Raw genomic sequence first — 19,675 nt, 5'->3', positions numbered from 1 at the left:
CTCACGGCGCCTTTCTTTTTTCCAGCACTCCGCCCCCGCACTTCCGCGCAGGAATATGGCGGCGTGCCGACCAGACGAGACAGCATGACCTCCTCCCTTCGCAACGTGGCGATTATCGCCCACGTCGACCACGGCAAGACCACTCTCGTGGACCAGCTTTTCCGCCAGTCCGGCACCTTCCGCGAAAATCAGCGCGTCGAAGAACGGGCGATGGATTCCAACGATCTGGAAAAAGAGCGCGGAATTACTATTCTAGCGAAATGTACGTCGGTGGAATTCGGCGATACGCGTATCAATATTGTAGACACACCGGGCCACGCCGATTTCGGGGCCGAGGTGGAGCGTATCCTGTCGATGGTCGATGGCGTTATCCTGCTGGTGGACAGCGCCGAAGGGCCGATGCCGCAGACCAAGTTCGTCACCGGCAAGGCGCTGGCGCTCGGGTTGAAACCCATCGTGGTCGTCAACAAGATCGACCGCAGCGATGCACGCCCGCAGGAAGTGCTGGACGAAGTGTTCGACCTGTTCGCCAGCCTCGATGCGAACGACGAACAGCTCGACTTCCCCTCGCTTTGGGCGTCGGGCCGCGACGGTTATGCCTCCGATAATGAAACCGCGCGCGAGGGCGATCTGACACCTTTGTTCGATCTCATCATCAGCCATGTGCCGGAACCGGGCCTCGACAAGGATGGCCCGTTCAGCTTCCTCGCCACACTGCTCGACCGGGACAACTTCATGGGCCGCGTGCTAACGGGGCGCGTCCAGTCTGGCACGGTCAACATCAATGATCCGATCCGCGCCATCGACGCCGATGGCGAAGTGGTGGAAGTGGGCCGTGCAACCAAGCTGATGAGCTTCGACGGGCTGGAGCGGGTGCCGGTGGAAACTGCTAGCGCAGGCGACATCATCGCCATCGCCGGGCTGGAGAAGGCGACCGTATCCAACACCATCGCCGATCCCGCCGTGACCGAACCGATCTTTGCACAGAAGATCGATCCGCCCACGCTCGCCATGCAGTTCAGTGTGAATGATTCACCCTTGGCGGGCCGCGAGGGTAGCAAGGTGACGAGCCGCATGATCCGCGACCGTCTGGCGCGCGAGGCGGAAACCAATGTCGCCATTCGCGTCACCGAAAGCGCCGACAAGGACAGTTTCGAAGTGGCCGGGCGCGGGGAATTGCAGCTGGGAGTGCTGATCGAAACGATGCGCCGCGAAGGCTTCGAGCTGGGCATTTCGCGCCCGCGCGTCCTGTTCCGTGAGGACGATAACGGCAAGCGTACCGAACCATACGAAACCGTCGTCATCGATGTGGACGATGAATATTCGGGCAACGTCGTGGAGAAAATGCAGAAACGCAAGGGCGAGCTTACCGACATGCGCCCCAGCGGCGCTGGCAAGACCCGCATCACCTTCTCCGCCCCCTCGCGCGGCTTGATCGGCTACCACGGTGAATTCCTGTCCGACACGCGCGGCACCGGGATCATGAACCGCCTGTACGAGAAGTACGACGTGTATAAGGGCCAGATCGAAAGCAACGCCAACGGCGCGCTTATCTCCAACTGCGACGGTGAAGCGGCGGCCTATGCACTCAACATGCTGGAAGAACGTGGCGAACTGTTCATCGGCGCAAATGCCAAGATCTACGAAGGCATGGTAATCGGCGAAAACGCCAAGCCCGACGATCTGGAAGTCAATCCGATGAAGTCGAAGCAGCTCACCAACTTCCGCTCCACCGGCAAGGATGACGCTATCCGCCTCACCCCGCCGCGTGTGATGACGCTCGAACAGGCCATCGCTTATATCGGCGACGACGAAATGGTCGAGGTTACCCCATCGAGCATCCGCCTGCGCAAGGCCGAACTCGATCCGAACGAACGCAAGAAAAACCGCCGCCGCGCTTCCGATTGAACCGGCGTGGGGTTTGGGCGGCTTTGCTCAGACCCCCAATATTATACCGCCAATATTATACCCCCAACATCGTTCCAATGGCATAGGCCAGCCCCGCCGCGACGGGTAATGTGGCCACCCAGGACAGCAACACGCTGCGCACGACAGACAGGTCCAGCGTACCTGCGGCCGCGCCGGTGCCGATAATCGATCCGACCGACACATGTGTGGTCGAAACTGGCAGGCCAAACCGGCTCGCCCCAAGTACCAGGCCGGCGGTGATCAGATTGGCGGAAACACCTTGCACTGCGTCCAGGCGATTGAGCTTCAGGCTCATCGTTTCAGCCACTCGGCGCGATAACAGCCAACCGCCCACGGCCATCGCCAGGGCCACCGCCAGCGCCGAGTATTGCGGGGTCACCATTCTGGTCCCGATCAGCAACGCGGCGATCTTCGGTGTGTCGTTTACTCCACGCGCAAAACAGATGCTTGCTGCCGACAGCAGATGCAGCGGCTCAATCATCTTGGCGAAACGAGGGCGCGGCGAGGTGGTGGCGGCCGACAGTCCCGGCATACCGCCATACCCTACCGCGGACCGTGCCCGCCGCACTTTGATAAGGCGCAGCAGCACGAAAACAGCAAACGCCAGACCGGCAGACAGGAACGGACTTGTCAGAAGGGGCAGCACGAAACCCGTTCCCAAATTGCCCAAGGCCACGCCGGTATCGCTCAACGCTAGCCCCGCGCCGACCAATCCGCCGACAAGGGCATGGGTAGTGGATACGGGGAAACCCAGCCGGGTTGCCAGAATGACCGTTCCGGCTGCGCCCGCCGCGACAGCCAACGCGAACCCCGGGGTGTTAGCCAGATCGTCACCCACCAGCCCTTTTCCCGAAAATTGCGCGACCAACCCGTCCGCAATAAACACCGATGCGAGGCCGCCCAGAACGGTCGCCCCTGTCGCCATTATCAAGGCGCGGCGATAGGGCAGCGTCGCACTGCCCCAGACCGTAGCAAACCCCTTGAAATTGTCGTTGGCCCCATTGCTGAAAGCGAGGAAAAGCGCCGCGAAGGCGAGCAGTGCAATGGTCATGGGGTCTCCCGGTGTGGACTTGCCGGTGTTACGGTCAGGTCAGATACGCATCGCGCTTGGCAACGCGCTTGGCGAGACCGGTTCGTTCAACTGCTTCGAGTGGTTACAGCGCGGCTTCATAGTCAGTAGTAAATGCAAGTCTGTCCTTCGCAGCAGCCGGGATCAATCGCACCTTACCCACGTCTGGCGCTCGCCCTTATCGTACCGGAAGCGCAGGGTCTCTCCACTTTCCAGCGCCATGTAGAAAACGTACTCGCTGACCTCGTCCGCATAGGGTTCCCTGATGCTGGCGGCTGCATAATCGCCGTCGACCCGCACCGATTGGACTTCACCGTTGCTTTCGAAAAAATCGATGCGATCGGCCGTTATCGTGAAGTTCCCGTGATTTCGTTGTGCGCAGGCGTCACGAGTTTCGCCATAAGTCCCGCGGAAGCGTTCAGGAATAACCGTTTCCTCCGGAGCTTTCACGGCCTGCCGCTCTGTATAATCTTGCGCAAGGTTGGGGTCTTGCGAAAGGTCGGAAGTGGCTTTGGTTTCGCCGTCGGCCGCCGCAGTCGCTTCCAACTGGGCGCTGCCGGATTTTGCTGTGTCCGGTGCCGGTTCGCCGCAAGCTGTCAAAGCGATCGCCGACAGGGCGAACGGCACGATCCTGAAGATACCAGTTGCTTTCATGCAGTAAATACGCGCCTTACAGTATCACGTTTCCGATACCACATTACTCCCAACCAACCACGGCAACCTCGCCCAGCACGAGCACAGAGTAGAGGACAATGCCGAGCAGGAACGGCTGGAAGGCGCTTTCCCGGTCGGTCGGCAGTTCTTCCTTCAGCACCACCAGCACGATCGCCCCGCCGACAAACGCAAACAGGCATCCGATGGCAAGTTCGGGCAATTCCACGCCCAACCCTGTCAGCCAACCGCCCAGCGTCGCTACGACGAGCACCCAGCGGCCACGACTGTCGTAGATTTCGGGATGGTCCGCGCGGGTACCGTAATCTGCGGTTACGAAGTGCAGTACCATTGCGGTAAAGAACAGCGCGATACCCGCGACGCTGTCATCTTCACGGTGGTTCAACAGGTAGCCGATAATGAAAACCAGCAGCGCCGAAGCAGCGATATGCAGCCAGAAGACGGAATGGTGCGGACGGTCGCGCCCCTCCTGCTCCATCCGGGTCCCGCGTGACCGTTCTAGCGCCTGCTCGATGCCATAGAACAGCACGAGTCCAGCCAGCGCCAGCGTGTAAACCGCCGCTTCTGCCGCGGGAACCGACCATCCGGTAGCACTGGCGAAGTCACCTCCATGTGCCCCGATCTCCGGCATGACATGCAGGAACACATACCCGACCGCGACCCCGCCGGCGAAGCTGAGCCACCGGGAACGTGGCGCAACGTCGAGAAACCGCAGCTTGCCGACAAATAGATGCACCGCACAGAAAGCGAGCGCCATCCCGGCGGTCAACAGTACAGGTGCAGTCATGATCGCACCCGCACTCGGCCGTGAAGGCTGCCTTGACCGGCTAGGATTGTCCTTAAAACGTTGTTGGCGTTCAAATGCATAACCCGCCCCCTCTCCAACCGTCTGCCGCGCCATGACCTTGTACGCAAGTCTACCATTCTCAACTGGTAGCCAGATCGGTGTCAGGCGCGGCAATTGTCTTTTCCCGCCGCCCGCTGTTAGGGGCGGATCATGGAAACCGGCACTCTCGTTTCGCTCGCCCTGTACTTTATCCTGATGCTGGGCATCGGACTGTATGCCTGGCGCAAATCGACCGCTGACAGTGCGGGCTATCTGCTTGCCGGTCGCAGCCTCTCCCCCGCCGTGGCAGCCCTGTCGGCTGGTGCGTCCGATATGTCGGGCTGGTTACTACTGGGCCTGCCCGGCGCGCTATATGCCGCCGGTCTGGTCGAGGCGTGGATCGGCATCGGACTGTTTGCGGGCGCGGTGGCCAACTGGATCATCGTCGCCCCGCGTCTGCGCGAACAGACCGAGCGGCTGGGCAATGCGCTGACGATACCGGAATTCCTCGCCAACCGCTTCCCCGACAAGGCCGTGGCGCTGCGGGTCATTTCCGCGATCGTCATCGTGTTGTTCTTCACCGTCTATACCGCCGCAGGACTGGTAGGCGGCGGCAAGCTGTTCGAAACCGCGTTTGCCGGGTTGCTGCCAAGCTCTGACTTGTTCGGGGGCCAAAGCGACTACATGCTGGGCATCTGGATTACCGCGACCGTGGTGCTGGCCTATACGATGATCGGCGGATTCCTCGCGGTCAGCCTGACCGATTTCGTGCAGGGCTGCATCATGGTGGTGGCGCTGGTGCTGATGCCCGCGGTCGTATTGATGAGCGATGCCGGTATCGGGGGCGGGTTCGGCGGTGTCATGGCGACGATGGACGCGGTCCAGCCGGGGTTCTTCAACCTGTTCGGCGGGCTTACTTTCATAGGCTTCATCAGCGCGGTGACCTGGGGCCTGGGCTATTTCGGGCAGCCGCACATCATCGTGCGGTTCATGGCAATCCGCAGCGTGGCGGAGGTACCCACCGCCCGCAATATCGGATTGAGCTGGATGGCAGTGTCGCTGCTGGGAGCCATCGGGCTGGGCGTGACAGGCCGCGCTTTCGCCGAAGCTAACGGCATCGCGCTGGCCGACCCCGAGACGATCTTCATCGTGCTGGCGGGCCTGCTGTTCCATCCGCTGATCACAGGTTTCCTGCTGGCGGCATTGCTGGCCGCGATTATGTCCACCATCAGTTCGCAACTGCTGGTCAGTTCCAGCAGCCTGACGGAAGACTTCTACCGCCTGTTCATCCGCCGCAATGCCAGCGAACGTGAGACCGTGAACGTCAGCCGCCTGGCCGTGCTGCTGGTCGCCATCATGGCCGGCATCATCGCTGCCGATCCGGAATCGCAGGTGTTGGGGCTGGTTGGTAATGCCTGGGCAGGGTTCGGTGCCGCCTTCGGTCCGCTGATCGTACTGGCGCTGACATGGGACCGGATGACCGGAGCAGGCGCGGTGGCAGGACTGGTGACCGGCGCGGCAGTCGTCGCATTATGGATCGCGCTCGGCTGGAATGCGTCCTTCCTCGGGGGACCGGGCTTGTATGAAATCGTTCCGGGCTTTGTCGCAAGTTGGTTGGCGATCTGGCTGGTAAGTAAAGCAACACAGGCAGCGCCTGTGCACGCACAGGCGTAAAATCAGGCTCAGTCGATTAGGCCGCCCTTAATCTTGCAGGTTTCACAATGGCTGCATGACTGCCCGTCCCGCCCTGCTGACTATACTTGTAGTTCCGTTTGCTCTGAGTGCGTGCAATCTTCTGCCGGAAGGTCGTACTGGCGAGAACGTAAGGCCCGTTGTTGGTACGACTAATACTACCGCCCGCATGAGCCGAACGCCCGGTGCGCAGCAATGTCTTGCCCAGCTAGGTCAGACGGGCGCGCGTTTCTCGCCACTACCGGACAAGCTTTCGCCGGATCGGTGCAACCTTCGCAACACTGTGGAGTTCACTGCACTGCGCGGTGATCTGGCAAACTTTTCCGTAAGCAATCTGGGTCCGGTGGCCTGCCCTGTGGCAACCACATTCGCAGCGTGGGCGCGGTTCGGGGTGGATCGTGCGGCGCGGCAGATTCTTGGCAGTCCGCTCGCCCAAATCGAAACCATGGGTAGCTTCGCCTGCCGTAATGTCGCCGGTTCTTCCCGCCGTTCGGCCCACTCGACCGCTGAAGCAATCGATGTGGGCGGGTTCGTATTGGAGGATGGCAGGCGCATATCGGTATTGCGCCATTGGGACGACGGCACACAGGCGGAGCGCGAGTTTCTACGGACTGTCCACAGAAGCGCTTGCCGCCGGTTCGGGACGGTCCTCAGCCCGGATTACGACAGCGCGCATCGCGATCATTTCCATCTCGAAAGCACAATCGGCGGTCGGCGGAATTTTTGTCGCTAATGGACCTCGAGCCACCGGGCGCGTTTATAGGTCACAACTACGCCGCCACCGGCTGCCGCATGGCCATTTGCGTCCCGTCGATCTGCGCTTCGATGCGCATCCGGACCGCTTCAGCCGAATGTTTCGCGCCCAGCTTGGTCATCATGTTCGCCCGGTGGATTTCCACGGTACGCGGACTGATTTCGAGTTCGCGGGCGATTAGCTTGTTGCTGCTGCCTTCCGCAAGCCAGTCCAGCACTTCACGTTCACGGACCGAGAGATTGGCAATCCGCGTGCGCGCGTCGATCATCCGGCGGCGCATGACAGAATGCTCCCGAGCCTCGCGCCCGATCCGCTGGATAGCGTTGGCAAGGTTGGTGGAATCGAGCGGCAGGCTGAGATAGTCGAGCGCACCCGCCTTGATTGCGGCCACGATCCGGTCCGCCTGCGGGTTCTCGGCAGCTGCAATCAGCGGCAGCCATACGCCGGTTTGCGCAAGCCGGTCCATGATATCCCCGATCTCACCGCATGCCGGACTGTCGCGCAGGACCAGAATGCCTTCCCGTGGCGGATCGGCCACCAGTTCATCGCCATCGCTGTAAACTTCGGCATGGTGGCCAAGGTCGTAGGCAAGGCGGGACAATTCGGCCCGCATCCGGCTGGAGGGGTCGACGAAATGAATGATCTGACGCTGTTCCATGCCCGGAAGAGTGCGGCATTACGCAGCTTCGCGCATTCCGGACCAATACCGATCCGGTTGTTCAACCATTCATCAGACCATCCCAAACGGCGGAAATGCGGTAAAAATTTCGCACCGATCTGGAGTTAACGGCTAGGGGATCATCCTTGCGGAACACCCCCTAGGCCGTTTTCCTAAGGGGGATTACGTATCCGGAAAGCTGTATGGCGGCAGCGAATGGAACGCCGTGCGAAGGGCATTGCCCCATTCGTCGCTCAACCGTTCGAAATAGGGATCGTCGTGCGTGAGCCGACGCTCATGCGTAGCCGCAAAATCGTCACGGCCGATCACCATCATATCGAGCGGCAGCCCGACCGACAGGTTAGCCTTCAGTGTGGAGTCGAAGGACACCATCAGCAGCTTGACTGCGTCTTCGAAACTCATGTCCCGGTCGTAACCGCGGATCAGGATCGGACGGCCATATTTAGTCTCGCCGATCTGGAAGAACGGCGTGTCATAGCTCGCTTCGATGAAGTTGCCTTCGGGGTAGATCATGAACAGGCGCGGTTCCATACCTGCGATCTGTCCTGCAAGAATGATCGAGGCGGTAAATTTGCGCCGTCCGGCCTCGCCATTGGCTTTTTGCCGATGAGCGATCGTTTCACGTAACATCTGACCGATTTCGGTTGCCACTTGAAACATCGTCGGCGCCTCGAACAGGCCGATGCTGCGATCCTCGGGTGCCTTGGTTCGTTCTTCCAGCCTGCTGATAACAGCCTGCGTAGTGGCAAGATTACCGGCGGTCATGACCGCCATCATGCGTTCACCCGGCTTCGACCAGTGGAACATCTTACGGAAGACGCTGATATTATCGACGCCCGAATTCGTTCGGGTGTCGCTCATCATGACGATCCCTTTTTCGAGCATCATACCCACACAATACGTCATTGTAGCGTCTATCCTTTATCGCGCGCTGCCGGTGGCAGGCGGGTTGTTATTGCTGGTTCTGCTGCTGTTCGACAGCGACATTCACTTCGAGATTTTCCGCCAGCCCGCCAAAGCTGATGCCGGTAATCGGCGCGGCGTCACGATAATCCCGGCCCGTCGCCACGCGAACATAGCGGGGATCCGGGCTGATGCCGTTGGATACGTCGAACCCTACCCAGCCAAGCCCATCGACATGCGCTTCGGCCCAGGCGTGCGTAGCTTCCTGATCGATACGGTCGTTCATCATCAAATATCCTGACACGTAACGCGCAGGGATATCGGCCGCACGCGCCGCGCCCAGGAAAATATGTGCATGGTCCTGACATACACCGCTCCCATGCTCTGCGGCCTCTTCGCCGGTCGTCTTCACCCCGGTTTCGCCGATGCGATAATCCACGCGGTCCACGATTTTGGCAGACAGAGCGTGCAGGAACGCCACCTTGTCGTTCTCGGGATCCGGCAAATCGTCCATCAGCGCGCGGACCGCCTTGCCTGGTTTGGTCAGGCTGGTCTGCCCCAAAAAGCTCCAGAGCGGCAGATGCCCTGAATGCTTGCCGATTACCCCGGCATTGTCTTCCGTATCCACGACACCGCTACATTCGACCATAACCTCGCGCACTTCCGGTTCGACAGCGACCAGCGTCACGGTGTTGAAGTGCTGGTCTTCATATTCGAGTTCGGGGTTCGCGTTAGTGTATTTCATCCCCCACTTGACGATTTTCTGTCCCTGCGTGGCTTTGGGGGTCAGGCGCAGACGTTGCAACGCATGGACCACAGGCCCGCCGAAGCGATAGGTGCTGGTATGTTTGATGGAGAGGCGCATTGGCGTATCCTCAGGCAAGAAACCGGTAATCGTCCGCGATGGCGGATGATATGGCGGCATTGCGATTAGTGAATTGCTGCAGGAACTGGTGCAATCCCTGCTCGAGCACGGCGTCGATCGTCAGGTCGGTCAGTTCGATATCGGCTTGGCGGATGATTTCGTTGCACTGCCCTTCGCGGCCATGCACCCGGGCCAGCGCCGCCAGATTATCGCGGAGAGCCGAATGGCAAAAGGCGAGACTGCGCGGAAACCGGTCGTCCAGCACCAGAAATTCGACCATACCGCGCGCATCGATATTGCCTGCATTGAGCCAGCGATAGGCACGGTCACCCGATACGGAGCGCAGAATATGCTCCCATTGGCCAGTATCCAGGCTGGAGCCGACATGACTGAAGGACGGCAGCAGCAGGTAGTACTTGATATCGAGGATGCGGGCGGTGCTGTCGGCGCGTTCCAGGAAGGTGCCCGCCCGGCCAAAGTAATACGCCGCATTGCGCAACAAAGTACCGTCAACCGCGCCATGAGCGAGAGTAGCGGCGCGGCGAATCGTCGCGATAACCTCGCCAACTTCGCCTTGGCCGACCGGCCGTGACAGCAGCTCTTCGATCTGCATCCAGCCTTCGTTGATGGCTTCCCACAATTCGCCGCTGATCGCGTTGCGCGCCAAACGGGCGTTTGTTCGAACACCTTCGAACATTTTCAGGACGTTTGCCGGATTGTCATTATCCCGCAGGATATAGTTCCAGGCCTGTACGCCCGTATAGGTACCATGCTTCGTTTCGTAACCGGCGCGCTGCCCGGCAGTTTCCATGACCGAGCGCCACTCTTCCTCCGCCGTAACGATATCGCGGGTGAGCGCCATGCGCAGACCCGCATCCAGCAGGCGGGCGGTATTTTCGACCCGCTCCAGATACCGGAAGAGCCAGAACACGCCATTTGCGGTGCGACCTAACATGAAGCTGTTTCCCGTGTTGCGCGCGCAGCCATCAGTCTTTCAACACCCAAGTATCCTTGGTGCCTCCGCCTTGCGAAGAGTTCACGACCAGCGATCCATCCTCCATCGCTACCCGCGTTAGACCACCGGGCGTGATATCTACCCCATTGGGTGAAACCAGCACGTAGGGCCGTAAATCGACGTGACGCGGGGCAAGGCCGCTTTCGGTAAAAATGGGACAAGTGCTAAGCGCCAGCGTCGGCTGTGCGATGTAATTTTCCGGATTGTCCCGCAGCTTGCGGCGGAATGCGTCCAGTTCGTCGGAATTCGCCGCCGGGCCAATGAGCATTCCGTAACCGCCCGAACCGTGGACTTCTTTCACCACCAGTTCGGCCAGATTGTCGAGCACATAGGCCAGGCTGTCCGGCTCAGCGCAGCGCCAGGTCTGGACGTTCGGCAGCAGCGGCTTTTCGCCGGTATAGAATTCGACGATTTCCGGCATGAAGCTGTAAATCGCCTTGTCGTCGCACACGCCGGTACCTGGCGCGTTTGCAATCGTGATGCCGCCCGCGCGGTATACATCCATGATGCCCGGCACGCCCAGCGCGCTGTCGGGGTTGAAAGTCAGCGGATCGAGAAAATCGTCATCAACCCGCCGGTAGATCACGTCGACCGGCTGGAACCCATGGGTGGTCCGCATCGCCACGCGGCCATCGATCACGCGCAAATCGCTACCCTCGACCAGCTCTGCGCCCATCTGATCGGCAAGGAAGGCGTGTTCGTAATAGGCGCTGTTGTAGATACCCGGCGTCAGCACAGCGACGCGAGGCTTGCCGGTCGTCATATCGGGGGCACAGGCCGCAAGGCTTTTGGCAAGGCGGCGCGGATAGTCCGAAACCGGGCGCACGCCGACGCGGGTGAATAGTTCGGGGAACATGCTCATCATCGTTTCGCGGTTTTCCAGCATGTAGGAAACGCCCGACGGGGTGCGCGCATTGTCTTCCAGCACGTAAAACTCGTCCGGCCCGGTACGAACCAAATCAATTCCTACGATGTGGGTGTAGACCCCGCCCGGCGGCGTAAAACCGACCATGTTGGGAAGCCAGGCTTCGTTATTGCGGAACAATCGCTGCGGCAGGCGACCGGCGCGGATGATCTCCTGCCGGTGATAGAGATCGTACATGAAGGCGTTTAGCGCCTTGACCCGCTGTTCGATACCGCGCGTAAGCCGGCGCCATTCGCTCGCAGTCAACACCCGCGGCACCATGTCGAACGGGATTAGACGTTCTTCAGCCTCATCCTCGCCATAGACATTGAAGGTGATGCCGGTCTTGCGAAAGGCCCCTTCCGCCTCGGCACCCTTGCGCGCCAGAAATCCGTCTTCCTGCTCATCAAACCAGGTTGCGTAATCTTCGTAAGCCGGACGCACGCTGCCGTCGGCATTGCGCATCTCGTTGAAAAAACTGTTGTCGCCGATGATGAACCCCCGGGGCATCGCGCCCGCTGATGGCACAGGATGCAGCGCGCCTTGCGGAAATGCAGCGCGCTTCCCCTTACCAAGCCTTCAGGGCGCGTCCAGTTCCGCCGCCAGAGTTTCAATCGCCTCCCGGCTGAAGGAAAAGCCCATATGCGTGCACCGCAGGGCAATCGCGCGATCCCGTTCGCCCTGCCTGCCGCAGGCGGCACGCGGCGCAATAATACCGTCGCGCGGACTCCATAACGCTACCGTAGGCACGGGTGGCTTGATCGCTACATCACCCGTGATCGGGGGCGCATCCACGCTGTGGCCGGTAACGAATTGATACGCGCGCCAGGCGTTGTTGGCGCGCGGGCTACCAGAAAACGGCGTACCCATCGTGATGACTTTCGCCACATTCGCAGGGCGCCTGCGGGCAAGCTCGCGCGCGAACAGCCCACCCAGGCTCCAGCCGACCAGCGATACCTTGTCGCCCGACAATTCGGACAATGTCGCCAGCCGTCCTTCGAGAAAGGAAACGTTTTCAGGCGTCGGTCCCCAATTCGTGCCGAGGCCCCAGCGCCTGACGGTATGCCCTGCCCGCTCCAGCTGCACGGCGAGATAGCGCATCCGCCACGGTGTTGTGGCGAAACCTGGCAGGATCATGACCGTGCGCGGATGGGCGGCGCGCGGGACGTCGATCTTGCGGAACCGGCGACGCACCGGTTCGGCCATATATTCAAGTTCCGCCATCATCCGCCATACGGGCGGGCGTGGTTCGGGAACGGCAGGCCGTTCGCTTGCAAGCGCGAGCCGGGTGCGAAACCCGATGGCGTCCGTTGGCGCTAAAGTTCCGGTCGCACTCGCCATGGCTACCGGCGGGGAGGTTGCGGAACGCCGCAATGTCAGATTGCTGAAAGCCATGCCCGGTTTATGTGAGCGCCTGCTTATACTGCCCATGAACCAGCCGATCGCGACTGAAGAACAGTCAGCCGCAGGGGCCGCTATATTCTGCAGTCGTTCGCATCTTCATCGTCATCTTGCCTCCGGGTATCATGCTGCTCGACGTGGTGATGGTCATGACCATATCCTGCTGTTCCGCGCTGACCGTGCCGTCCATCTCGATGTCCGCCGTGCCGCCACCCGGGACCGAGCATGACATTGCGGCATCTACGTCGTCGCCATCGGTTTCGAACGCGGTAAAGTCGCAGCTTTCGCCCTGCTTCTGGTTCAGGCGGCGAAGCGATTCCTTGAAACCGCCCTCCACATCGGCCTGCGTCAGGCAATAGGATTGCGGTGCCCCGCGCATGCCGGACATCATGTCCTTCATCCGGTCGGCTTGCTGCGGCGGGAGGCCGGCAACATCGAATTCCAGCATTTCGGTGCTCGCGTTGTAGAGACCGGCCTTCGGCATCACCAAAGCGTCCGCACGCGCCAGCAATTCTTCCTCGTCCATTGGCGTCGCCGGATCGCTGCCGCACGCGGCGAGTGTAAGCGCGAATGCGAGAATAACTGCGTAGGAATAGCGCATCGCCAGGTCTCCAAAATCGTCGGTAGCCGACCGGCAGGCTACCGCGCGTGGCATCGCTTGCCAAGGAGCTTGCCAAGATGCTGGCGACCCCGGCGGTGACAGCTTCACGCGGCCGCTTGCCCCGGCCGCCGCTGTTCCCCATATGGTCCGCCATGGCAGAACTGGTTATTCGCAGAGGCTTGGAGGAACCCGACACCACGGGCGAATTCAAACCGCACAAACCCGTACGACCCAACAAATCGATGGGCGGCCGTAAGTTCGAACTGGTGTCGGATTATTCGCCAGCAGGCGACCAGCCACGCGCGATTGCGGAACTCGTTCAGGGCGTGAAGGACGGCGAACAGACGCAGACGTTGCTGGGCGTCACCGGCAGCGGCAAGACTTTCACCATGGCCAAGGTGATCGAGGCAACGCAGCGGCCCGCGCTAATCCTGGCACCCAACAAGATCCTAGCCGCCCAGCTATACGGCGAATTCAAGAGCTTCTTTCCCAACAACGCGGTCGAGTATTTCGTCAGTTATTACGATTACTACCAACCGGAAGCCTATGTCGCGCGGTCGGACACCTATATCGAGAAGGAAAGCTCGGTAAACGAGGCGATCGACCGGATGCGTCATTCGGCCACACGCTCCCTGCTGGAACGCGACGATGTAATTATCGTGGCATCGGTATCGTGCCTGTACGGGATCGGCTCTGTCGAAACCTATTCCGCCATGATCTTCGATATCAAGGCGGGCGAAACAGTCGACCAGCGCGAACTCATTCGCAAGCTGGTGGCGCTGCAATACAAGCGCAACGATGCCGGGTTCGGGCGCGGCAATTTTCGTGTCCGCGGCGACAATCTGGAGATATACCCCAGCCATTATGAAGACATGGCTTGGCGCATCAGCTTCTTCGGTGACGATATCGAGGAAATTCACGAATTCGATCCGCTGACCGGCAAGAAGGGCGCCAGCCTCAAGACTGTGCGCATCTATGCCAATTCGCACTACGTCACACCCGGCCCGACGATGAAGCAGGCCGCCAGCGCCATCAAGTTCGAACTGACCGAACGGCTGAAGGAATTGCAAGAAGAAGGCTTGCTGCTGGAAGCGCAGCGGTTGGAGCAGCGCACCAATTTTGACCTCGAAATGATTGCTGCGACCGGAAGCTGCGCAGGGATCGAGAACTACTCGCGTTTCCTGACCGGTCGCCTGCCCGGCGAACCGCCACCGACCTTGTTCGAATATCTGCCGGAAAACGCGCTGCTGTTCGTCGATGAAAGCCACCAGACCGTGCCGCAGATCGGCGCGATGGCGAAAGGTGATCATCGCCGCAAGCTGACGCTCGCCGAATATGGCTTCCGCCTACCATCCTGTATCGACAACCGCCCCTTGCGCTTCAACGAGTGGGACGCGATGCGGCCGCAGACCTTTGCTGTCTCCGCAACTCCGGGCGGGTGGGAGATGGAGCAGACCGGCGGTGTGTTTGCCGAACAGGTCATTCGCCCGACCGGCCTGATCGACCCGCCGATCGAAATCCGGCCCGTGGAAGACCAAGTGCAGGATTGTATCGAGGAATGCCGCAAAGTTGCCGCCAACGGCTACCGCACGCTTGTCACCACGCTGACCAAGCGGATGAGCGAGGACCTTACCGAGTTCATGCACGAGGCCGGGCTGAAAGTCCGCTACATGCACTCCGACGTGGAAACGCTGGAGCGGATCGAGCTGATCCGTGATCTGCGGCTGGGCGTGTATGACGTGCTGGTCGGCATCAACCTGCTGCGTGAGGGATTGGACATTCCCGAATGCGGGCTGGTGGCGATCCTCGATGCGGACAAGGAAGGCTTCCTCCGCTCCGAAACCAGCCTGATCCAGACCATCGGGCGCGCGGCGCGCAACGTGGATGGGAAGGTTATCCTCTATGCTGATCGGATTACCGGAAGCATGGAACGCGCCATGGCAGAAACCGAGCGTCGGCGGGAAAAACAGCGCGCTTATAACGAAGAACACGACATCACGCCGCGCACGATTACGCGCGGCATTGCCGATATCGTTTCGATCTCCGCTGCGAATGACGGCATGTCGAATGCCGATGACGACAACGCACCGGCAAATTTGGTCGGCCACAATTTGCGCGCCTATATCGAGGATCTGGAAAAACAGATGCGCGCCGCGGCCGCCGATCTTGAATTCGAGACGGCCGGACGGTTGCGAGACGAAATCCGCTCTCTCGAAAATGACGAGCTCGGCCTGCCCGAACTGGAACACAAGGCGCCGAAGGTGGGTCGCAGCAACGAAGGCAAACCCGGCACCCGCAAGACCCGTTACGGCCAGAAGAAAAAGCGCTGGGGCAAGTGATAATGGCCAGTATGGGGGCCAGCATGTGGCGAAAATGCGGTGTGGTAGCACTGACGGCAGGCGCTGTTACCGCGTGCGCCCCGCCGGCGGCGGACGGCTATGTCGAGCGGGTGGACCTTGCGGAAAGCCGCGATTTCGCAAGCGAGCCGTTGCCCTCTCCCGATACAGAAGGCGCAGTCTGGGTTGCCACCGATTTGCGCCCGGGTATCGATGCGCGGCTGGTTTACGGCGTACCCGGCGCAGCGCCTCTGCTGGCACTGGAATGTTCCGCCGCCGATGATGGCACCGGGCAACTCGAATTCACCCGCTTTGCACGGGCAGATGCCAAGGCACAGGCGCTGATGGCACTGGTTGGCAACGGCCATGTCGCCCGTGTGCCGGTCGATGCGGAATATAACGGCCGGGCGTGGCTGTGGCGCGGCGTGGATGCGGCGGACCGGACGGAGTTTAACGTCCTGACCGGGCCGCGCGATGTTACGGTAACAGTACCGGGCGCCGGCCTGGTCAAATTGAACGCCAGCCCGTTGCCCGGCGAACTTGTCAGCCAATGCCGCGCCGCACCTCCCGAACAGGATCTGGGTGCAGAAACGGAAGATTTGGAACAGGACGCGCCGGAGGAGGAAATGGAGCAGGAGGACCTGGACTAGCTTCCAGCGCCACTCTCAACGAGCGGCACTCGCTTCGGCCAGTTCGACCAGCGCATCCTGCCCCAGCAATTGCGGCAATTTCCTGCCCGGCCCGCCATCGTCGTACCAGATATAGAGCGGCACCCCGGCCGCGCCCTGCTCGGCTATATACGCCCCAATTTCAGCATCGCGCCGGGTCCAGTCGCCGCGCAATACGGTGACATTTGCGGCTTCGAACGCCTCCCGCGTTGCCTGACGTTCGATGGCAACGCTTTCGTTGATCTTGCAGGTGACGCACCAATCGGCGGTCATCCATACGAATACCGGCCTACTTCCTGCGCGCGCCTCGGCCAAGGCAGCGGCGGAAAATGGCTCGGTGTCCAGCACGCTTTCGATCTCTGTAGCAGTCGTGCCGCCAGCAACGACGCGCGACATTACGAAGATCGCCGCTACAGACAGCACCAGAGCAGGGGCGACCGTGCCGCCAAGAACATGCTTGCCCGCCATCCTGCGCTGCGATGCGCGCGCCATGGCGAGAGTCAGCAGGAAAGCCAACGCCACCGCGAGTCCTGCGAATGCAGCGCCCCCGATCCGCCAGCAAAGCCACACCAAAGCCGCCGCCGTCAGCGCCATGGGTACCGCCATCAGCTTGCGGAATGTCTCCATCCATGCCCCCGGTTTGGGTAGCATCCGGCGCAGCGACGGGACGAAGCCGATTAGCAGGAACGGCAGCCCCAGCCCTACTCCCAGCATCCCGAACAGGGCCATCGCCTGCCAGTTCGGCAGCAGCAAAGCCGCGCCCAGCGCCGCCGCCATGAACGGACCCGTGCATGGCGTCGCCACGAAAGCCGCCAATAACCCGGTACCGAACGCGCCACTCGCACCCGTCTGACGAGAGAAGGACAGGCTGGGCAGGTGAAACAGCCCGGCCAGATTGGCGGTGATTGCCACCATCAGTACCAGCAGGGCTGCGATAATTGCCGGTTCCTGCAACTGGAAAGCCCACCCAGCCTGCTCCCCACCGGCGCGCAGGACCAGTAACAGAGCGCCTAATCCCAACGTCATTGCGGTGGTGCCTGCCAGATAGGCCGCACCTTCGCGCCTTGCTGTGCGCTCGCTCCCACCGGCGCGCACCAGCGACAGGGCTTTCAGGCTGAGGATCGGAAACACGCAAGGCAGGATGTTGAGCAACAACCCGCCCGCCAGCGCCGCCAGCAGGACAAGCCAGAAGTCGCCAACTTGGCTATCAGCGGCTGCGAACAGCGGCAGGCTCGAAGGCACAATCCCGACCTCGGCCTCAAAGCGAACACCTTCGCCATCTGCAAAAGCCAGAATGCCGCTTACCGTGTCGGGAAGGACGGGATCGCCATCAAGCGGTATTTCCGCCACCAGAACATCGCCCTGCCGCCGGAAAGTCTGGGCGGCGGAATACCGCACCAGATCTTCGGTTGCGAGGAACACATGCGGATCGCTCAGCACGGCGGCTTCTGCCAGCGGTATGGCTATCCGCAGGGTACCGCCTTGCCGGTCGAACCGGCCTTCCGCGTCCAGCATCGGCGGAACCGCAGCGCGCCATTGTGCGAACTGGCGGGCTGCCGCGCCCGGTTTTGCGGCCACTTTGACATCAGCGGTCAGGACACCCCCTTCGGGCACACAGATCTGGTCGGTGCAGGCAAGCCATTGCGCATTTACCGATATGGCCTGCACCAATCCGGGCTGCGCGCTTTCTGGAACCGTTATGGGCACCAGAACTGCATACTCCCCTTCGTAAACGTGGTTCATCAGCCCCGCAATGAGTAGCCGGCGCGGTACGGGATAGTCGGGCTCTCCCGCTTTCCATCCGTCCGGCAGCTGCCAGTCGAGCTGCATCCCGATCCCCGCATCGCCCGGATTGGACCAGTAGCCATGCCATTCCGGCGTACGCGGTGTGAAGCGGATCGCGAGTTCCAGCGTTTCACCCGGAACGGCAGCGCCCGAAGGGACAAGTTCGGCAGCGAGATTGGTCTCGCCTCGGGCCGCCGACATGCCCGGCCAGCAAGCAGCGGACAACAAAACCAGCATGGCCGATAAAAGTTGGTAAAACGGGAAGGTGCTTGCGCGCATCGTGCCGGTGGCCATAGGGTTCATGCGATGATTTTGGAATGGAAAACGGCATGAACGCGGCGCACGCGAAGCGGAACGACCTGGTCATACTGGGCGGCGGGCTGGTCGGCATGACGCTGGCACTGGCAGCCGCGAACAAGGGGATGACTAGCCATGTTGTAGACCGCGCCGATCCGGCCGCACAAATGGCGGAAGGCTTCGATGGCCGTGCGTCCGCCATTTCCACTGCCAGCTGGAACCTGTTCAAGAATATCGGTCTTGCCGAAGCGCTGGCGCCGTTCGCCAGCCCGATTTCCAAGATTGCCGTCACCGACGCCATGCGACCGGGCCGGATCGACTTCCAGCCGGGCGAAGGCGAGGGATCGCTGGGCCGGATGTTCGCCAATCGGCAGTTGCGCAAGGCGATGTTCGATGCCGCGCAGGATGAACCACTCATAAACTGGCACCCCGGTGCTGAGGTGGTGGCGCGACATCGCGGCGAGCATGGGGTGTCGGCAACCCTGGCGGACGGAACGGTTCTGGAAGGTGCGTTGCTGGTCGGCGCGGAAGGGCGCGGCTCCCCCACACGGGACGAAGCCGGGCTCGCCATCGCGAAGTGGGATTACCGCCACCGCGCCATCATTTCCGGGTTGATCCACGAAAAACCGCACGATCATGTGGCGTGGGAAATCTTCTATTCCGCAGGGCCGTTCGCGCTGCTGCCTCTGCTCGATGACGAACAGGGCCGTCATCGCAGCGCGCTGGTCTGGACGGTGGACGAAAAAGACGCCGCCGGCAGCTTGAAACTGGGCGACCGGGCTTTCATCGCAGAAGCGGAAATGCGGATGGACGGTATCCTCGGCAAAATTACTGAGGCAGGCCCGCGTAGTTCCTGGCCGCTGGGCTTCCACCACACGGCCAAAATCACGGCGGAGCGGCTAGCCTTGATCGGAGACAGCGCGCACGGCATCCACCCCATCGCCGGACAGGGCCTGAACCTGGGCCTGCGCGATGTTGGCGCGTTGGTGGAAGTGCTGGATGACGGGCTTCGGCTGGGGCTGGAGCCGGGTGACGCCCAATTGCTGGCGCGTTACGAAAACTGGCGCGGGCTGGACGCCTTTTCCGTGGCGCTTGCAACCGACGGCCTGACGCGGCTGTTCGGTATTCCGGGCCGAGGTGCCTCTGCCGTCCGCCGCTTGGGAATGGCAGGCATCCAGCGCGCGCCGATGCTGAAAGACTGGTTCATGAACGAGGCGCGCGGCGTTTCGGGCGATCTGCCGGAATTGCTGCGAGGATAGATATTGCGGATAAGTGGCGC

General features: G+C 61.3%; 17 protein-coding genes. 6 read left to right on the top strand and 11 right to left on the bottom strand.

Annotation, left to right across the window (positions count from 1 at the left end; translation table 11 throughout):
• The first annotated feature begins 84 nt into the window (after positions 1–84).
• Entirely contained in the window at positions 85–1,908 is a 1,824-nt protein-coding gene (typA, locus tag HME9302_RS03405; RefSeq protein ID WP_115365850.1) for a translational GTPase TypA, read from the top strand.
• A gap of 55 nt (positions 1,909–1,963) precedes the next feature.
• On the opposite strand, the gene HME9302_RS03400 is transcribed toward typA, so the two are convergent.
• From HME9302_RS03400 to HME9302_RS03390, 3 genes are all read right to left on the bottom strand, one after another.
• Positions 1,964–2,980, bottom strand: a complete 1,017-nt coding sequence (locus HME9302_RS03400; RefSeq protein ID WP_115365849.1) for an inorganic phosphate transporter — start codon at positions 2,978–2,980, stop codon at positions 1,964–1,966.
• A 162-nt stretch (positions 2,981–3,142) separates the two neighbouring features.
• Positions 3,143–3,652 (bottom strand): hypothetical protein, encoded by a 510-nt coding sequence (locus tag HME9302_RS03395; protein ID WP_115365848.1) that lies wholly within the window; start codon positions 3,650–3,652, stop codon positions 3,143–3,145.
• A gap of 43 nt (positions 3,653–3,695) precedes the next feature.
• Complete coding sequence (locus tag HME9302_RS03390) at positions 3,696–4,457, bottom strand: hypothetical protein (protein ID WP_115365847.1); 762 nt, start codon at positions 4,455–4,457, stop codon at positions 3,696–3,698.
• Between the two features lie 210 nt (positions 4,458–4,667).
• Between HME9302_RS03390 and putP the strand changes: the two genes are divergently transcribed.
• Positions 4,668–6,170: a sodium/proline symporter PutP gene (gene putP, locus HME9302_RS03385; RefSeq protein WP_115365846.1), complete on the top strand. Its 1,503-nt coding sequence runs from the start codon at positions 4,668–4,670 to the stop codon at positions 6,168–6,170.
• A 187-nt stretch (positions 6,171–6,357) separates the two neighbouring features.
• Positions 6,358–6,921: an extensin family protein gene (locus HME9302_RS03380; protein ID WP_230079852.1), complete on the top strand. Its 564-nt coding sequence runs from the start codon at positions 6,358–6,360 to the stop codon at positions 6,919–6,921.
• 37 nt (positions 6,922–6,958) lie between these two features.
• On the opposite strand, the gene HME9302_RS03375 is transcribed toward HME9302_RS03380, so the two are convergent.
• The 7 genes from HME9302_RS03375 to HME9302_RS03345 all read right to left on the bottom strand — a co-directional run bounded on the left by HME9302_RS03375 (position 6,959) and on the right by HME9302_RS03345 (position 13,364).
• On the bottom strand, positions 6,959–7,600 hold the full coding sequence (locus HME9302_RS03375) for a response regulator transcription factor (RefSeq protein ID WP_115365844.1): 642 nt from the start codon (positions 7,598–7,600) through the stop codon (positions 6,959–6,961).
• A gap of 183 nt (positions 7,601–7,783) precedes the next feature.
• Complete coding sequence (locus tag HME9302_RS03370; RefSeq protein ID WP_115365843.1) at positions 7,784–8,527, bottom strand: proteasome-type protease; 744 nt, start codon at positions 8,525–8,527, stop codon at positions 7,784–7,786.
• Between the two features lie 46 nt (positions 8,528–8,573).
• Positions 8,574–9,389: a transglutaminase family protein gene (locus HME9302_RS03365; protein WP_115365842.1), complete on the bottom strand. Its 816-nt coding sequence runs from the start codon at positions 9,387–9,389 to the stop codon at positions 8,574–8,576.
• Positions 9,390–9,399: 10 nt separating this feature from the next.
• Entirely contained in the window at positions 9,400–10,344 is a 945-nt protein-coding gene (locus HME9302_RS03360; protein WP_115365841.1) for an alpha-E domain-containing protein, read from the bottom strand.
• 31 nt (positions 10,345–10,375) lie between these two features.
• Positions 10,376–11,818, bottom strand: a complete 1,443-nt coding sequence (locus tag HME9302_RS03355) for a circularly permuted type 2 ATP-grasp protein (RefSeq protein ID WP_181815670.1) — start codon at positions 11,816–11,818, stop codon at positions 10,376–10,378.
• Positions 11,819–11,887: 69 nt separating this feature from the next.
• Entirely contained in the window at positions 11,888–12,703 is an 816-nt protein-coding gene (locus HME9302_RS03350) for an esterase/lipase family protein (protein WP_230079851.1), read from the bottom strand.
• 64 nt (positions 12,704–12,767) lie between these two features.
• Positions 12,768–13,364 carry a DUF3617 domain-containing protein gene (locus tag HME9302_RS03345; protein WP_115365839.1) on the bottom strand — a complete coding sequence of 199 codons (597 nt, stop codon included), beginning with the start codon at positions 13,362–13,364 and terminating at the stop codon, positions 12,768–12,770.
• Between the two features lie 98 nt (positions 13,365–13,462).
• Here HME9302_RS03345 and uvrB point away from each other — a divergent pair, with 98 nt between their 5' ends.
• Positions 13,463–15,649, top strand: coding sequence for an excinuclease ABC subunit UvrB (uvrB, locus tag HME9302_RS03340; protein WP_115367442.1), 2,187 nt, complete (start codon positions 13,463–13,465; stop codon positions 15,647–15,649).
• Between the two features lie 2 nt (positions 15,650–15,651).
• Complete coding sequence (locus HME9302_RS03335; protein WP_115365838.1) at positions 15,652–16,296, top strand: hypothetical protein; 645 nt, start codon at positions 15,652–15,654, stop codon at positions 16,294–16,296.
• 15 nt (positions 16,297–16,311) lie between these two features.
• On the opposite strand, the gene HME9302_RS03330 is transcribed toward HME9302_RS03335, so the two are convergent.
• Positions 16,312–18,393: a protein-disulfide reductase DsbD family protein gene (locus HME9302_RS03330; protein WP_230079850.1), complete on the bottom strand. Its 2,082-nt coding sequence runs from the start codon at positions 18,391–18,393 to the stop codon at positions 16,312–16,314.
• A 35-nt stretch (positions 18,394–18,428) separates the two neighbouring features.
• On the opposite strand from HME9302_RS03330, the gene HME9302_RS03325 reads away from it, so the two are divergent.
• On the top strand, positions 18,429–19,655 hold the full coding sequence (locus HME9302_RS03325; protein ID WP_115367440.1) for an FAD-dependent monooxygenase: 1,227 nt from the start codon (positions 18,429–18,431) through the stop codon (positions 19,653–19,655).
• The last annotated feature ends 20 nt before the right edge of the window (positions 19,656–19,675 follow it).

This window comes from Alteripontixanthobacter maritimus, from assembly GCF_003340475.1.
Lineage (GTDB): Bacteria > Pseudomonadota > Alphaproteobacteria > Sphingomonadales > Sphingomonadaceae > Alteripontixanthobacter > Alteripontixanthobacter maritimus.
This window is presented reverse-complemented; position numbering and strand designations above follow the sequence as displayed.

What these genes read in the sequence shown, in the direction of transcription:
- HME9302_RS03400 (WP_115365849.1), bottom strand. Translation starts at nt 2,980, where the DNA reads ATGACCATTGCACTGCTCGCCTTCGCGGCGCTTTTCCTCGCTTTCAGC.
- HME9302_RS03375 (WP_115365844.1), bottom strand. Translation starts at nt 7,600, where the DNA reads ATGGAACAGCGTCAGATCATTCATTTCGTCGACCCCTCCAGCCGGATG.
- HME9302_RS03370 (WP_115365843.1), bottom strand. Translation starts at nt 8,527, where the DNA reads ATGACGTATTGTGTGGGTATGATGCTCGAAAAAGGGATCGTCATGATG.
- HME9302_RS03390 (WP_115365847.1), bottom strand. Translation starts at nt 4,457, where the DNA reads ATGACTGCACCTGTACTGTTGACCGCCGGGATGGCGCTCGCTTTCTGT.
- putP (WP_115365846.1), top strand. Translation starts at nt 4,668, where the DNA reads ATGGAAACCGGCACTCTCGTTTCGCTCGCCCTGTACTTTATCCTGATG.
- uvrB (WP_115367442.1), top strand. Translation starts at nt 13,463, where the DNA reads ATGGCAGAACTGGTTATTCGCAGAGGCTTGGAGGAACCCGACACCACG.
- typA (WP_115365850.1), top strand. Translation starts at nt 85, where the DNA reads ATGACCTCCTCCCTTCGCAACGTGGCGATTATCGCCCACGTCGACCAC.
- HME9302_RS03395 (WP_115365848.1), bottom strand. Translation starts at nt 3,652, where the DNA reads ATGAAAGCAACTGGTATCTTCAGGATCGTGCCGTTCGCCCTGTCGGCG.
- HME9302_RS03360 (WP_115365841.1), bottom strand. Translation starts at nt 10,344, where the DNA reads ATGTTAGGTCGCACCGCAAATGGCGTGTTCTGGCTCTTCCGGTATCTG.
- HME9302_RS03365 (WP_115365842.1), bottom strand. Translation starts at nt 9,389, where the DNA reads ATGCGCCTCTCCATCAAACATACCAGCACCTATCGCTTCGGCGGGCCT.
- HME9302_RS03325 (WP_115367440.1), top strand. Translation starts at nt 18,429, where the DNA reads ATGAACGCGGCGCACGCGAAGCGGAACGACCTGGTCATACTGGGCGGC.
- HME9302_RS03355 (WP_181815670.1), bottom strand. Translation starts at nt 11,818, where the DNA reads ATGCCCCGGGGGTTCATCATCGGCGACAACAGTTTTTTCAACGAGATG.
- HME9302_RS03330 (WP_230079850.1), bottom strand. Translation starts at nt 18,393, where the DNA reads ATGGCCACCGGCACGATGCGCGCAAGCACCTTCCCGTTTTACCAACTT.
- HME9302_RS03350 (WP_230079851.1), bottom strand. Translation starts at nt 12,703, where the DNA reads ATGGCTTTCAGCAATCTGACATTGCGGCGTTCCGCAACCTCCCCGCCG.
- HME9302_RS03380 (WP_230079852.1), top strand. Translation starts at nt 6,358, where the DNA reads ATGAGCCGAACGCCCGGTGCGCAGCAATGTCTTGCCCAGCTAGGTCAG.
- HME9302_RS03345 (WP_115365839.1), bottom strand. Translation starts at nt 13,364, where the DNA reads ATGCCACGCGCGGTAGCCTGCCGGTCGGCTACCGACGATTTTGGAGAC.
- HME9302_RS03335 (WP_115365838.1), top strand. Translation starts at nt 15,652, where the DNA reads ATGGCCAGTATGGGGGCCAGCATGTGGCGAAAATGCGGTGTGGTAGCA.